This is a genomic window from Pseudomonas frederiksbergensis (genome assembly GCF_003732665.1).
GTDB classification, from domain to species: Bacteria; Pseudomonadota; Gammaproteobacteria; order Pseudomonadales; family Pseudomonadaceae; genus Aquipseudomonas; species Aquipseudomonas frederiksbergensis_G.
In genome coordinates, this window is record NZ_MOBP01000015.1 from 195222 (window position 1) to 208864 (window position 13643).

14 protein-coding genes are annotated in these 13643 nt (G+C 60.3%); all 14 read right to left on the reverse strand.

Going from position 1 to position 13643, the window contains the following annotated elements; translation table 11 throughout:
* Positions 1–4: 4 nt before the first annotated feature.
* The 14 genes from BK665_RS24680 to BK665_RS24750 all read right to left on the reverse strand — a co-directional run bounded on the left by BK665_RS24680 (position 5) and on the right by BK665_RS24750 (position 13604).
* Positions 5–310 (reverse strand): STAS domain-containing protein, encoded by a 306-nt coding sequence (locus BK665_RS24680; protein WP_123409183.1) that lies wholly within the window; start codon positions 308–310, stop codon positions 5–7.
* Between the two features lie 217 nt (positions 311–527).
* Positions 528–977: a flagellar export protein FliJ gene (gene fliJ / locus BK665_RS24685; protein WP_123409184.1), complete on the reverse strand. Its 450-nt coding sequence runs from the start codon at positions 975–977 to the stop codon at positions 528–530.
* A gap of 6 nt (positions 978–983) precedes the next feature.
* A complete protein-coding gene (fliI, locus tag BK665_RS24690) occupies positions 984–2342 on the reverse strand; it encodes a flagellar protein export ATPase FliI (RefSeq protein ID WP_123409185.1) in 1359 nt (452 codons plus the stop codon).
* Complete coding sequence (gene fliH, locus BK665_RS24695; protein WP_123409186.1) at positions 2332–3150, reverse strand: flagellar assembly protein FliH; 819 nt, start codon at positions 3148–3150, stop codon at positions 2332–2334. The genes fliI and fliH overlap by 11 nt, the downstream gene beginning before the upstream one ends.
* Before the next feature lie 7 nt (positions 3151–3157).
* A complete protein-coding gene (fliG, locus tag BK665_RS24700; protein ID WP_054049327.1) occupies positions 3158–4177 on the reverse strand; it encodes a flagellar motor switch protein FliG in 1020 nt (339 codons plus the stop codon).
* Complete coding sequence (gene fliF / locus BK665_RS24705) at positions 4170–5957, reverse strand: flagellar basal-body MS-ring/collar protein FliF (protein WP_123409187.1); 1788 nt, start codon at positions 5955–5957, stop codon at positions 4170–4172. Before fliF ends, fliG begins: the two co-directional genes overlap by 8 nt.
* A 15-nt stretch (positions 5958–5972) precedes the next feature.
* Entirely contained in the window at positions 5973–6302 is a 330-nt protein-coding gene (gene fliE / locus BK665_RS24710; RefSeq protein ID WP_054049322.1) for a flagellar hook-basal body complex protein FliE, read from the reverse strand.
* Between the two features lie 228 nt (positions 6303–6530).
* Positions 6531–7910, reverse strand: a complete 1380-nt coding sequence (locus tag BK665_RS24720) for a sigma-54-dependent transcriptional regulator (protein WP_123409189.1) — start codon at positions 7908–7910, stop codon at positions 6531–6533.
* A 5-nt stretch (positions 7911–7915) separates the two neighbouring features.
* Positions 7916–9109, reverse strand: a complete 1194-nt coding sequence (locus BK665_RS24725; protein ID WP_185076630.1) for a sensor histidine kinase — start codon at positions 9107–9109, stop codon at positions 7916–7918.
* 128 nt (positions 9110–9237) lie between these two features.
* Positions 9238–10713: a sigma-54 dependent transcriptional regulator gene (locus BK665_RS24730; RefSeq protein ID WP_054049316.1), complete on the reverse strand. Its 1476-nt coding sequence runs from the start codon at positions 10711–10713 to the stop codon at positions 9238–9240.
* A gap of 172 nt (positions 10714–10885) precedes the next feature.
* Positions 10886–11182 carry a flagellar protein FliT gene (fliT, locus tag BK665_RS24735; RefSeq protein ID WP_123409191.1) on the reverse strand — a complete coding sequence of 99 codons (297 nt, stop codon included), beginning with the start codon at positions 11180–11182 and terminating at the stop codon, positions 10886–10888.
* 10 nt (positions 11183–11192) lie between these two features.
* Positions 11193–11588 (reverse strand): flagellar export chaperone FliS, encoded by a 396-nt coding sequence (fliS, locus tag BK665_RS24740; RefSeq protein WP_054049312.1) that lies wholly within the window; start codon positions 11586–11588, stop codon positions 11193–11195.
* 131 nt (positions 11589–11719) lie between these two features.
* The gene (fliD, locus tag BK665_RS24745; protein ID WP_123409192.1) at positions 11720–13141 is read right to left on the reverse strand and encodes a flagellar filament capping protein FliD; all 1422 of its coding nucleotides are present in this window, start codon (positions 13139–13141) and stop codon (positions 11720–11722) included.
* Between the two features lie 82 nt (positions 13142–13223).
* Positions 13224–13604, reverse strand: a complete 381-nt coding sequence (locus BK665_RS24750) for a flagellar protein FlaG (RefSeq protein ID WP_123409193.1) — start codon at positions 13602–13604, stop codon at positions 13224–13226.
* Between the last annotated feature and the right edge of the window lie 39 nt (positions 13605–13643).

The window sequence follows — 13643 nt, forward strand, 5'->3', positions numbered from 1 at the left end:
GCGATCACGCCACGTCGAAGATTTGTTCGAAGTTGGAGATCGCCAGGATCTTGCGCACGTCGGCGTTGGCATGGGTCAACGAGATATCGGCGTCCTCGCCACCGGCGTGATCGCGCAACAGCAACAACATGCCGAGCGCGGAGCTGTCGAGATAAGTGGCATCCTTCAGGTTCACTTCAAAGGATCCGGGTTTGGGCTCGAGTTTTTCGTAGGACTCGCGAAATTCCTGATGCTTGGCAAAATCGAATCGTCCCTTGATCGAAATCGTCAGCTTTTGCCCATCTGGGGAGACTTCTGTAACGACTGACATTTAACGGCTTCCTTGTCATTGAACAACGTGTGTACAAGGTTTAGCACTTGGCGGGGGCGGCGGCAAGGCGGGAGATGTCAGTGGTTCGTCAAAAGATTTGATGAATGTGAGGGCCTCTTCGCGAGCAAGCCCGCTCCCACAGGGGATCTTCGTCGTGCCGGAGATCGAATGTGGGAGCGGGCTTGCTCGCGAAGAACGATAACGCGGTCCAACTGACTCAATACGGATCCTGGCGCGGCAACCTCTGGGACAACTCATCCAGCAACTTCTGCTCACGCCGGTCTTCGAGCCTGCGCGCCTCGTCCATGTAGCGCTGGACCAGTTTGCGCAAGCCTTCGACCCGGGCAAACGCCTGCTGCCAGGCGTCACGCGCCTTGTTCAGATTGTTTTGATGCCAGACCAGGCTCTGTCGCTGCTGATCGATGGCCGTGCCCAGTTGTGCCAGGAAGCCCTGATAACCCAGCAACCACTGGCCGGACACGCCACTGCTGCCGCGCACGATCCATTGCTCCTGGTAGTCGAGGCGAAACGCTTCAAGGTCGTCGAGCTTGCTTTGCGCCAGGCGCACCTGGCCCTGGAAATGCCCCAAACGCTGGACCGCGGTTTTCTCGGCTTTTTCAGCCATTTCGACCACCGGTGCCAGGCGCCCTGCGCGAGTCTGGGCCATGGCCGATTAGCCGCCGGCCGCTGGGGCGAAGATCGTGCCGAGGTAGGCTTCGCTTTCGCCCAGGCTGATTTTGTCGTTGAGCCCCTGACGCAGGTATTTGACCAGTTGCGGTTGCAGGGAGATGGCCAGGTCGGTTTCCCGATCACCACCGGCCACATAGGCGCCGACGCTGATCAAGTCGCGACTCTGCTGATACCGCGACCATAACTGCTTGAAGTACTGGGCGCGCATCATGTGTTCCGGCGTGACCACCGATGGCATGACCCGGCTGATGGACGCTTCGATGTCGATGGCCGGGTAATGCCCTTCCTCGGCCAGGCGCCGGGACAGCACGATGTGGCCGTCGAGCACGCCCCGTGCGGCATCCGCGATCGGGTCTTGCTGGTCATCGCCTTCGGACAACACGGTGTAGAACGCGGTAATCGAACCGCCGCCCTTCTCGGCGTTACCGGCCCGTTCCACCAGTTTCGGCAACTTGGCGAACACCGACGGCGGATAGCCCTTGGTGGCTGGCGGCTCGCCGATGGCCAGGGCGATTTCCCGCTGGGCCTGAGCGAAACGGGTCAGGGAATCCATGAGCAACAGGACGTTCTTGCCCTTGTCGCGGAAATATTCGGCGATGCGCGTGCAGTACATCGCCGCGCGCAAACGCATCAGCGGCGCATCATCCGCCGGGGAGGCGACGACCACCGAGCGCTTGAGCCCTTCCTCACCGAGGATATGCTCGATGAACTCTTTAACTTCTCGACCCCGCTCACCAATCAGCCCGACCACGATGATGTCGGCCTCGGTGAAGCGGGTCATCATGCCCAGCAACACCGACTTACCCACACCCGTACCGGCGAACAGGCCCAGACGCTGACCGCGACCGACCGTCAACAAACCGTTGATGCTGCGAATGCCCACGTCCAGCGGCTCGCTGATCGGGTGACGCTTGAGCGGGTTGATCGTCGGGCCGTCCATCGGCACCCAGTCTTCAGCCTTCATCCCGCCCTTGCCGTCGAGTGCGCGACCGGCACCGTCGAGCACCCGCCCGAGCATGCTCATGCCCATCGGCAAACGCCCGGTATCGGCCATCGGCACCACGCGCGCGCCGGGGGCAATACCCGCGACGCTGCCGACCGGCATCAGGAACACCTTGCTGCCGGAGAAGCCCATGACTTCGGCTTCGACCTGCACCGGGTGATAACTGTCGTCGTTGATGACCATGCAGCGGCTGCCCATGGCGGCGCGCAAACCTTCGGCTTCGAGGGTCAGGCCGACCATGCGCAGCAGGCGTCCTTCGAGGATCGGCGCACCGGCCAGTTCCGTGGCCTCGGCATAACTGCCCAGGCGCTTGGCGAAACTGGTGCGATCAAGGCGCATCGGGGGTGTCCGGTTCTGGCGGCAGCTCGGCTTGCGGTTCGGCCGCAGGCTTGGACTCGACGGGCAGCTCAAGGCTCATGTCCGGCTCGGCCGGGTGCAGGGCTTGTTCGTGCAATTGGTCGAAGAGCTTATCCATGACCCGGGTAACGCGGGTTTCGACGGTGGCGTCGATGCGGCTGTGTTCGGTTTCGACCCGGCAACCACCGGGCAACAGCGCTTCGTCCTCGACGATGCGCCAGGTTTCTTCATGGCGCTCGCGCAGGGCTTTGACCTGTTCGAAATCCTGGGGATTGATGTACAGCCGCACATTGCCCACGCCCAGCGGCAACAGCTTGAGGGCTTCACGCATGACGCTTTCGATCTGAGTGGAATCGATGGCCAGTTCGCGCTGAATCACCTGTTTGGTGATGTGCTGCACGAGATCAACCAGGGACTTTTCGATCTGGGAGTCCTGCTCGGCGATCGGCTCGAACAGGTTGGCCATCAGCTGTTCCAGGCCGGCAATCTTGGCCGACAGCGCTACGTCAGCTTCCTGACGAACCTTGAGCGTAGTGCTGTGAAAACCTTCTTTTTCACCCGTGGCGAAGCCTTCGTTGTAGGCCTCCTGACGGATGCTTTCGAGTTCTTCCAGGGTCAGTGGCTGGACTTCTTCCAGCGGCACTTCTTCCATTTCCGGCGGTTCGGGCTCGGGTTCCGGCTCGGGCTCCGGCACATGCGGGTCGAAGCTGGGCAACGACCACACGTCGAAACCGCTGACCCCTTTGCCACGGATCAGGTCGGTGTTGGACTCATCATGTTTGGACGACATAGTGACCTTAGATCATCTCTTCGCCACCCTTCCCACCGAGAACAATTTCTCCGGCTTCGGCCATACGGCGGGCAATGGTGAGGATTTCTTTCTGCGCGGTTTCCACGTCGCTGACACGCACCGGGCCTTTGGCCTCGAGGTCGTCGCGCAACAGTTCGGCCGCTCGTTTGGACATGTTCTTGAAGATCTTTTCCTTGACGCCTTCGTCCGAACCCTTGAGGGCCAGCACCAGCACGTCGGAAGACACTTCGCGCAGCAACGCCTGGATGCCACGGTCGTCGACATCGGACAGGTTGTTGAACACGAACATGAGGTCTTCGATCTGACCGGACAGGTCTTCGTCGACTTCGCGGATCGAGTCCATGAGCTGACCTTCGATCGAGCTGTCGAGGAAGTTCATGATGTCGGCCGCACGCTTGATACCACCCAGGGTGGTGCGCGAGGCATTCGAGTTGCCGGAGAACTGCTTCTCGAGAATCTGGTTGAGTTCTTTCAGGGCCGCTGGCTGCACGGTGTTCAACGACGAGACGCGCAGGATGATGTCCAGGCGCACCTTGTGGTCGAAGTTCCCGAGTACTTCACCGGCCTGGTCCGGGTCGAGGTACGCCACGACGATCGCCTGGATCTGTGGGTGCTCGTAACGGATCACGTCGGCGACGGCGCGTGGTTCCATCCACTTCAGGCTGTCGAGGCCGCTGGTGTTGCCGCCCAGCAGGATGCGGTCGATCAGGCCGTTGGCCTTGTCTTCGCCCAGGGCCTGGGTGAGCATTTTGCGCACGTAGTCGTCGGAGCCGACGCCCAGGCTGGTCTGGTCGCCGACGATCTCGACGAACTCGCTCATCACCTGCTCGACCTGCTCGCGGTGCACGTTACCCATTTGCGCCATGGCCACGCCCACACGCTGGACCTCTTTAGGCCCCATGTGGCGCAGCACTTGGGCAGCGTCGGTCGAACCCAGGGACAGCAGCAAAATCGCGGCTTTATCGACCCGGGACAGTTTGGCGACAGCGGCTCGGTTATCACTCATCTGCGTTAATCCACTCTTTCACGACCTGGGCCACACGACCCGGATCTTCTGCCACCAGACTCTTGATTGCATTCAACTGTGCGTCATAGCCTTCGCTCGGGCTCGGCAACAGGATGCTTTGCGGCCCGCCCAGGCTGACGCGGTCGTTGGCCAGTTCGCCGTCCAGGCCGCCCATGCCACCCAACTCTACGTCGCTGCCCAAGCCAGCCAGTTGTTTGCCTTTGCCGCCACCGGTGATGTTGTTGAGCACCGGGCGCAGCACACCGAACACCAGCACCAGGATGAACAACACACCCAGCACTTGCTTGACGATGTCCCAGAACCAAGGCTGGGAGTAGAACGGAATATCGGCAATCACTTCGCCGCGTTCGGCGGAGAACGGCATGTTGATCACGCTGACGCTGTCGCCACGGCTGGCGTCGAAACCAACGGCGTCCTGCACCAGGCGAGTGAAGCGCGCCAATTCGTCGGCGCTCCACGGCGCACGGGTGGTTTCCCCGTTGGCCGCGTTGATCTTGACCTGGTCATCCACCACCACCGACACCGACAGGCGATTCAAACGGCCCTGTTGCTGCTTGGTGTGGCTGATGGAGCGATCAAGCTCGAAGTTCTTGGTGGATTGTTGACGCTTGTCCGCCGGGTACGGTGCAAGCATAGGCTGCCCGGTGGCCGGGTCCATGATTTGCTGACCATTGGCATCGAGCAACGGCTGACCTGGCTGCACCATGCCGGCCGAAGCAGTAGCGCCACCGGTGGTTTGCGGCGCCGAGGCTGGCGACGGTGGCTGGTTGCTCAGAGCACCCGGCACGCCTTGCGGGCCATTGCTGGCGGTGCGTTGTTCAGACGTCGATTGCTCGCTGCGCAGCGCCGGTTGATCCGGGTTGAACTGCTCGGAGGTCGATTCGACGGCACTGAAATCCACGTCGGCCGACACTTCGGCTTTATAGCGGTCGTTGCCCAGTACCGGTTGCAGAATGTTGTGCACACGCTGGGTGAGCATGCTTTCCATGCGGCGGCTGTAATCGAATTGCTTGCCGGCCATGGTCAGTTCGGAGTTCTCCGCCTGATCCGACAGCAGGTTGCCCTTCTGGTCGACGACGGTGATCTGCGATTTGCTCAGCTCAGGCACGCTGGTGGCGACCAGGTTGATGATCGCCAGTACCTGGCCTGGCTCAAGGGAGCGGCCGGAATACAGTTCCACCAGAATCGACGCACTTGGCTTGCGCTCATCGCGCACGAACACCGAGCTTTTCGGAATCGCCAAATGGACGCGGGCGCCCTTGACGTTGTTCAGGCTGGAGATGGTGCGCGCCAGTTCACCTTCGAGGCCGCGACGATAACGGGTCGCTTCCATGAACTGGCTGGTGCCCAGGCCCTGGTCCTTGTCGAGGATTTCAAAACCGATGTTGCCATCGCTGGGAGTGACACCAGCGGCCGCGAGCTTGAGTCGCGCACGGGACACATCATCGGCCTTGACCAGCAAGGCACCGGAATTCGGTTCAACGGTATAAGGAATGTCAGCGGCGGCCAGGGTTTCCATGACCTGCTTGGCGTCCATACCGGCAAGACTGCCGTACAGAGGCCGGTAGTCCGGCTGCTGCGACCACAACACCACGGCAAAGCCAATCGCCACGCTCGCAGCCAGGCCGACCAACAGGCCCACCTGACGCAACATGGTCATCTCGGAGAGGTTTTCCAGGAAGGACAACCCGAACAGCGGCGGTTTGCCGTCTACTGGGGTGGCCTTGGCCGGAACATTATCGGCGACTGCTTCTGCCATGACTCAATCTCGTCCTTAAACCGGCATCTGCATGATGTCTTGGTAAGCCTGAACCAGCTTGTTACGCACCTGGGTCAACGCCTGGAAAGACACACTGGCCTTCTGCGAAGAAATCATTACATCCGTCAGATCAACGCCGCTCTTGCCAATTTCAAAGGCACTGGACAGCTGATTCGACGCTTGCTGGGTGTCGTTCACTTTATTGACGGCCTGACCGAGCATATCGGCAAAACTGCTGCCCCCCAGTTCAGGAACGGCGGCAGTCGATTTAGGTGCCGACATGGCATCCATTTGCATGGAGCGCATGTCCAACATCAATCGATTGAATTCAATACCTTGGCTCATGATCTACTCTCTCTGGCGACCCGCAATTTTTTGACACTCACTCGGCGGGTACTGAGGTGTTAGCAACAAGGGTGCCAGCTCCGGGGGCTTGTTTCACAAAAGCCGCTCAGGGCCTGGATGACTACAAAACATTGTGGGAGCGGGCTTGCTCGCGAAAGCGGTGTGTCATTCAGCAATGATGTCGACTGACACGCCCTCTTCGCGAGCAAGCCCGCTCCCACAGTTTGATCAGGTGGCAAACAGATAAGCTTCGACATCCATGCCGGCATCGCGCATTTGCGCGAGTTTGTAGCGCAAGGTGCGGGGGCTGATGCCCAGGCGTTCGGCGGCTTCCTTGCGTCGGCCACGCTCGGATCGCAGGGTGTCGATGATCATCTGGAACTCGTGGCGGCGCAGGTCATCGCCCAGGGCGCTGGCGGATTCGGCCTCGACCTCCACGACTCGCACTGGCGTCAACGCCGGCAACGGCGCACAAGCGACGGGGCCCGACAGGCAGAAATCCTGGGGCTGGATCAACCCGCCCTGCTGCAGAATCAGTGCACGCTGAATGGCGTTATCCAGCTCCCGCACATTGCCCGGCCACGGATAACCGATCAGGCACGCCTGGGCCTCGGGGGACAGTCTGGCCGCCGCATGCTTCATTTTATTGACGTGTTTGGCCAAAAGACGCTCGGCCAGCGGCAGGATGTCGGCGGTGCGCTCGCGCAACGGACGCCAGGCCAGGGGGAACACCGACAAGCGATAGTAAAGGTCTTCACGGAAGCGTCCCGCCGCCACTTCACCCGCCAGGTCACGGTTGGTGGTGGCAACGACGCGGATATCCAGACTGATGGGCTTGCGTGCGCCGACCCGCTCCACTTCCCGCTCTTGCAACACCCGCAACAGCTTGGCCTGTAAGCCCATGGGCATTTCGGAAATTTCGTCGAGCAGGATGGTCCCGCCATCGGCTTGCTCAAACTTACCGGCCTGGGCCGCGATGGCGCCGGTGAACGAGCCTTTCTCGTGGCCGAACAGCGTGGCCTCGAGCATGTTGTCCGGGATCGCCGCGCAGTTGATCGCGATGAACGGTTGGCTGGCGCGGTGGGAATGCTGGTGGATGTAGCGCGCCAGCACTTCCTTGCCGGTGCCGGACTCGCCGGAAATCAACACGGTCGAATCGCTGCGTGCGACCCGCGCCGCCAATTCAAGCAATTGCGCACTGGCCGGCTCGAAAGCAATCGGCCCTTCACCGTCGGTGGCGCCGAGACTGCCCAACGCATGACGCGCTACCAGATCGAGCAAGGCCTTGGGCTCGAACGGTTTGACCAGATAATCCGCCGCGCCCTGGCGCATGGCATCGACGGCGCGCTCCACCGCGCCGTGCGCGGTCATCAACAGCACCGGCAATTGCGGCTGGCGGGCCCGCAGCAAACTGAGCAACTGGTGCCCGTCCATACCTGGCATGTTGACGTCACTGACGACGAGGTTGAACGCCTCGATGCCCACCGCCGCCAGCGCTTCCTCAGCCGAACCGACAGCCTTGTAATCGTGCCCCGCGAGCAGCAGCGTATCGGCCAGTGCCTCCCGTAGCGCGCGGTCATCCTCGACCAGTAAAACCTTGATTGCCATGTCCTTCACTCCGCATCCGATGCGCTGGAAAACAACGGCAGGGACACCAGCGCACAGGTGCCGCGACCGAGCCGCGAGCGCAAGTGCAATTCTCCCTGATGGGCGCGGGCCACTGCCTTGACCACGGTCAGGCCCAGGCCAGTACCGGTGGTTTTCGTGGTGAAAAACGGCTCGCCCAGGCGCGCCAGCACCACGTCGTCGATACCGCTGCCGCTGTCGCTGACAGACAGGCGCAAGTTGTTGCCACGGGTATAGAGGTGAACCTTCAGGCGCACGTCGCCGTTACTGGCCTGAATCGCGTTCTCGATCAAATTCAGGATGGCGCCGACCAGGGTGTCGCGGTTGCACAGCAACTCCCCGGCATGACTGTCGCACTGCCAGCGAATCGGCAGCTCCTGGACATGGGTCAGCGCCGCCGCTTGCAGCGATTGCATGAGTTCTTTGGGGGTAACACGATTGGTCAGCGGCAGTTCGCCGCGGGCGAATACCAGCATGTCACGCACCTGGTGCTCCAGTTCGTGCAGGCGTTCTTTCAAGCGCCCGGCGAAGCGTTGCTGGGTGGCGACCGGCAGCTCCTGCTCAGTCAAATGACTGGCGTACAGCAACGCGGCGGACAGCGGTGTGCGAATCTGATGAGCCAGCGAGGCGACCATGCGCCCCAGGGACGACAGGCGCTCGTGGCGGGCCAGTTGACCTTGCAGTTGCCGGGTCTCCGTCAGGTCGTTGAGCAATACCAACTGACCGGGCTCGGCATCCAGCGAACGGGTGGCAATCGACAGGCGCCGACCGTCTTTGAGGGAGATTTCATGACCGTCGTCTTCACGGGGGGCAAAGCAGCGGGCAATCACCTGGCGCCACAACTCGCCTTCGAGGGGCAGACCAAGCAGTTCGCAGGCCGCCGGGTTGGCTTCGCGCACCATGCCGTGGGCGTCGATGACGATAACGCCACCGGGTAACAGATCCAGGAGGTTTTGCAGACGGTTGGCCAGACGTTCTTTTTCCGCCAGTTCCTGCATGCGCTGAGCACTGACCACCGCCAGCTCGCCCTTGAGCTCGGTGACCCGGGCTTCGAGCATGCTGTAGGAGTCAGTCAATTGGCTCGACATCTGGTTGAACAGGGCAAACGCCTGCTCGAGGCCGAGTCGGCTTGCCTGCTCTACGGACGACGGTTGCCCCGGAGCGTCAGGGGCAGAAGACATCTGGGCGGCTTGGGGCATCGTGCTCTCTCGCTTGGCTGACCGTCAGTGAAACGGAACGTTGCGAGGGATGTAGCAATACCCGTGCCTAAAAAAAACCGCCTATAAATGAAGGACTTGAAAAACAGGCGTCAATCATCCGCCTGTTCATCACCATCACGACGACTCATACCGTACTTGCGCATCTTTTCCACCAGGGTGGTGCGACGAATACGCAGGCGTTCGGCAGCGCGGGCGACGATGCCATTGGCATCATCCAGCGCCTGTTGAATCAGGCCTTGTTCCAGACCACCGAGGTAGTCCTTCAAGTCCAGGCCTTCGGGCGGCAGCAGCGCATTGGCGCTGAAGTCCGGGGTGTGTCCATTGATGGCCACCCGTTCTTCCAGATCGCTGCGCAGGCTGTCGACCAGTTGCTCGTCTTCATCATCGACGTAGCGGAATTTCTTCGGCAGCTCGACCACGCCGATCACCCCGTACGGATGCATGATCGCCATGCGCTCCACCAGGTTGGCCAGCTCGCGGACGTTGCCCGGCCAGCCGTGACGGCACAGGGACATGATCGCCGCCGAGTTGAACCGGATCGAACCACGCTTCTCGTGCTCCATGCGCGAGATCAACTCGTTCATCAGCAGCGGGATGTCCTCGACACGTTCGCGCAATGGCGCCATCTCGATCGGGAACACGTTCAGGCGATAGTAGAGATCTTCGCGGAAGGCGCCGATCTCGATCATGCTTTCGAGATTCTTGTGGGTCGCCGCGATGATCCGCACATCGGCGCTCTGGGTTTTGTTGCTGCCCACGCGCTCGAAGGTGCGCTCTTGCAGAACCCGCAGCAGCTTGACTTGCATCGGCAACGGCATGTCGCCGATTTCGTCGAGGAACAGGGTGCCGCCATTGGCCAGCTCGAAACGCCCGGCGCGGCTGGTGATTGCCCCGGTGAAGGCGCCCTTCTCGTGGCCGAACAGTTCGCTTTCCAGCAACTCGGCCGGGATCGCGCCGCAGTTGACCGGCACGAACGGCGCGTCACGCCGCTTGGAGTGGTAGTGCAGGTTGCGCGCGACCACTTCCTTGCCGGTGCCGGACTCGCCGAGGATCAGCACGCTGGCATCGGTGTCGGCCACTTGCTGCATCATCTGGCGCACGTGCTGGATCGCCCGGCTGGTGCCGACGAGGCTGCGGAACAGATTGGGTTCACGGTGACGACCGCGCTCGCGGGCCTGGTCGTACATCTCGCGATAGACCTGGGCACGGTGCAGGGAGTCGAGCAATTTGCTGTAGCTGGGGGGCATTTCGAGCGTCGAAAGCACTCGGCGACGCTGGTCTTCAGGCAGGTCAACGGAGGAATTATCGCCCATTAACAAAACCGGAAGGAACTCATCCCAGGTTGAGAGTGTCTTTAACAGGCCCAAAAGCGCACCAGGAGCACTGACTGTCCCGATTAGTACGCAAATGACTTCACGACTTGATGACAACGAGCCGACCGCCTGCTGCCAGTCATGGCTGCCGCAGGGTAAATTTTCTTCACCGAGAAAATTTAAAATCACCGCTAAATCGCGGCGACGGACGCTATCGTCATCAATCAGCAGAATTTTGGTTTCACGCCACATGCAATAGCAACTTCCCTAGTCAACTCAATGCCCGAAATGAGGGGGCAAGCTAGACGCTTGCAGACACGTTATGCCTGTAGACGCCTGAAATCTGGATACAGCCACTAGTTAAGTCAAAAAACCGTGCACAGTCAAATTTATGGCGCACTAGTTTGGATTAACCGGGGATTAATTAACCAAACAGATGGTAAACCTTTGCAGCGTTTTGCGCTTGGTGGATCTGAGACATCTCGTCGACTATCGCCTGTCTCTCCCCCATCGCCACCTCAAGAAGTTCCTTGTAGACCCCCAGCAACTCCTCAAGATTGGCGCGCAACGCCACCTCGTCCAGCGAAGCTTCACTCAAGACATCTTCCATGCAGGAACGGCAATGCAGGTCCAACTGACCGATAGCCTCCCAGTTGCGCTCGGCCAATGCACCGACCAACGCTTCACGGGTTTGTTCGATTCGCTGCAATACAAGACTCATGGTGATCTCCTTAAAACTGCGGACCAGGCGCGGCGATGGCATCCCAGCCTTCTTTTACCGTGCGCAGCAGACCGGCGACTTCATCGAGAATCCGCGGGTCGCTCTTGATGTTCGCCTCGGCGAGGCGCTTCATCATGTAAGCGTAGAGACGATCGAGCTCACCGACGGTATCGGCGGCTTTTTCAAGATCCAGACCTTCTCGCAAGCCACCGATGATCCCGATAGCCTTGCTGATTGACGTTCCCTTGCCAGGAATGTCCTTGCGCTCCATGGCGCCTTTGGCCTGGGCAATGCGATCCAGGCCGCCTTCCATCAGCATCTGCACCAGGCGGTGCGGGCTGGCTTCGGACGTCTGGGCTTGTGCCCCAACCTTCTGATATTGCCGAAGGGCTAACATCGGATTCATTTTCTACCTCATTGCCACTCAATGACTCGTATGACCAGTGTATCGCCTGCAAACCCAGAAACTTTAGATCACAAGACAAAAACCCGGCGCACGCCGAAAAGCGTAGCCGGGTTTTTGTCGTCAGCCCATGACTACTTGGCGGACTGCTGGGCGTTCAACGACGCGAAGAAGCCCGTGATGTTGCTGGCGGTGGCCTTCATCTGGCCGACCAACAGGTCCATCGCGTTGTACTTGGCGGTCAGGGATGCCGTCAGGTTGGTCACTCGCAGGTCGAGCGCGGTCTGCTGGGAGCTCAGGTCTTTCTGAACCTTGCTCAGGCTGGTGTTGCGCTGATCGAGGATGCCACCCGTCTGGGAGTAAGGCGTGATCGCCGCCGACATGCGCGCCAGCAGGCCATTCTTGGTATCAGTACCAGTGAAAAGGTTCTGTACCGAATTGCTCATGCCCGGTGTGGCCATGGCCTTGGCGTACTTGGTCGCATCGATGGTCAGCGTACCGGTCTTCTGATCGGTCTGGATGCCCAACTGCGACAGTACCGACAATTGCCCGCCAGCCCCTGGAGCCACCAGTTCATTGCGCACGGCAGTGATCAGGTTACGTGGCAGAGAGTCACCGGTCATGGCCGCGCCGATGGTCGGGTTGCCCTCGTCATCAAGGCTTGGCTTGGTCAGCGTGGTCAGGGTGTTGATCACGGTGTTGTAGGCATCGACGAACGTTTGCAACGAGGTTTTCAGGCCATCGGTGTTGGTGCCGACAGTCACCTTGACCGGCGTTGGGCTTTCCGCCACCAGGGTCATGTTGATGCCGCCGACCGCGCCGCTGATCGTGTTGCTCTTGCTGGTAACGGTCAGGCCATCGATGACGACAGTTGCGTCCTCGGCCAGGCCACCGATGTTGCCCGACGCGCCCGCAGCCGGGGTCGAACCCAGACTGGTGGAACCGTCGATCTCCAGCCCGGCAATGCCGCTGACCTTGAGGTCCGAGCCTGCGCCCGTCACCGTGGAGCCGATGACCAGGCGCGAACCGTTGGCGTCGGTGATGATGTTGGCGCTGATGCCCTTGCCTTGCAGCGAGGTGTTAATTGCGTCACGGGTCGACTGCAGGGTCGCACCGCTGGGAATGGTCACCGGGTAATCAATACCATTTTGACTGATTTTCAACGTACCAGTCGGAATGGCACTGCTGGCACCGCCGGCAAATGCCGCGCTGGCCACTTTCGAACTGGTTGCCAGGTTAGTGACAGTCACGTTGTAAGTACCGTTTACCGCGGTGTTATCCGAGGTGACGGTCAGCGTCGTCGGGGTGCTCGACGTCGCGGTAAAACCGGAAAACGCAGGCGCGTCTTTTTTGCCCAGGTTGGTCATCGCGGTCTGGAACGCTGCCAGCGCCGACTTCAACGAACCCGTAGCGGAAATCTTGGCCGTGTTGATCGTCGTCTGATTGGTGATCAGCGTCTGCTTGGCCGATTTGTCGGAGTTGACCAGCGCGGTCACGATCGCACCGATGTCGAGACCGGACCCTAGACCCGAACCCGGTAGAATTGGACTTGCCATGTGCATCTCCCTATCTGAGTGTCGCCGGTCTTTTGACCACTATGCGCGGACAATGATCGTACAAACACGTTTCATGCCAGTGTCAGGCCTTGGCATCGAACAAAACATTACTGGCGTTGTGCAGGCTTTCAGCCAGTTTCATGGCTTCGGCTGAGGGAATCTGTCGAATCACTTCACCGGATTCGCTGGCAATCACCTTGACGATGACCTTGCCGGACGTTTCGTCGATGGAAAACTCCAGGTTACGCTTGACCGACTGAACAAACTTTTCGATCTCCTGAACGGCCATTTTCAACTTATCCGAGTTGTCCGAAGTGTCCGAATTGTCTGAATTCGAGCTTTTTGCAGTTGCAGCGACAGCCTGGGGAATTTCGGCGCGAGGCGCATCCGCCGGCTTATCGGTAGTGCTGACCGCCGGTTTCGGGGCCGGGTAAGACAAGTTCAGCTTCACGCTCATGTCCATGACCATCACCTCTTAAACGGAAAAAGCGAGAGAGCACGC

Coding starts and splice junctions, on each gene's coding strand:
- BK665_RS24680 (WP_123409183.1), bottom strand. CDS start 310: ATGTCAGTCGTTACAGAAGTCTCCCCAGATGGGCAAAAGCTGACGATT.
- fliJ (WP_123409184.1), bottom strand. CDS start 977: ATGGCCCAGACTCGCGCAGGGCGCCTGGCACCGGTGGTCGAAATGGCT.
- fliI (WP_123409185.1), bottom strand. CDS start 2,342: ATGCGCCTTGATCGCACCAGTTTCGCCAAGCGCCTGGGCAGTTATGCC.
- fliH (WP_123409186.1), bottom strand. CDS start 3,150: ATGTCGTCCAAACATGATGAGTCCAACACCGACCTGATCCGTGGCAAA.
- fliG (WP_054049327.1), bottom strand. CDS start 4,177: ATGAGTGATAACCGAGCCGCTGTCGCCAAACTGTCCCGGGTCGATAAA.
- fliF (WP_123409187.1), bottom strand. CDS start 5,957: ATGGCAGAAGCAGTCGCCGATAATGTTCCGGCCAAGGCCACCCCAGTA.
- fliE (WP_054049322.1), bottom strand. CDS start 6,302: ATGAGCCAAGGTATTGAATTCAATCGATTGATGTTGGACATGCGCTCC.
- BK665_RS24720 (WP_123409189.1), bottom strand. CDS start 7,910: ATGGCAATCAAGGTTTTACTGGTCGAGGATGACCGCGCGCTACGGGAG.
- BK665_RS24725 (WP_185076630.1), bottom strand. CDS start 9,109: ATGTCTTCTGCCCCTGACGCTCCGGGGCAACCGTCGTCCGTAGAGCAG.
- BK665_RS24730 (WP_054049316.1), bottom strand. CDS start 10,713: ATGTGGCGTGAAACCAAAATTCTGCTGATTGATGACGATAGCGTCCGT.
- fliT (WP_123409191.1), bottom strand. CDS start 11,182: ATGAGTCTTGTATTGCAGCGAATCGAACAAACCCGTGAAGCGTTGGTC.
- fliS (WP_054049312.1), bottom strand. CDS start 11,588: ATGAATCCGATGTTAGCCCTTCGGCAATATCAGAAGGTTGGGGCACAA.
- fliD (WP_123409192.1), bottom strand. CDS start 13,141: ATGGCAAGTCCAATTCTACCGGGTTCGGGTCTAGGGTCCGGTCTCGAC.
- BK665_RS24750 (WP_123409193.1), bottom strand. CDS start 13,604: ATGGACATGAGCGTGAAGCTGAACTTGTCTTACCCGGCCCCGAAACCG.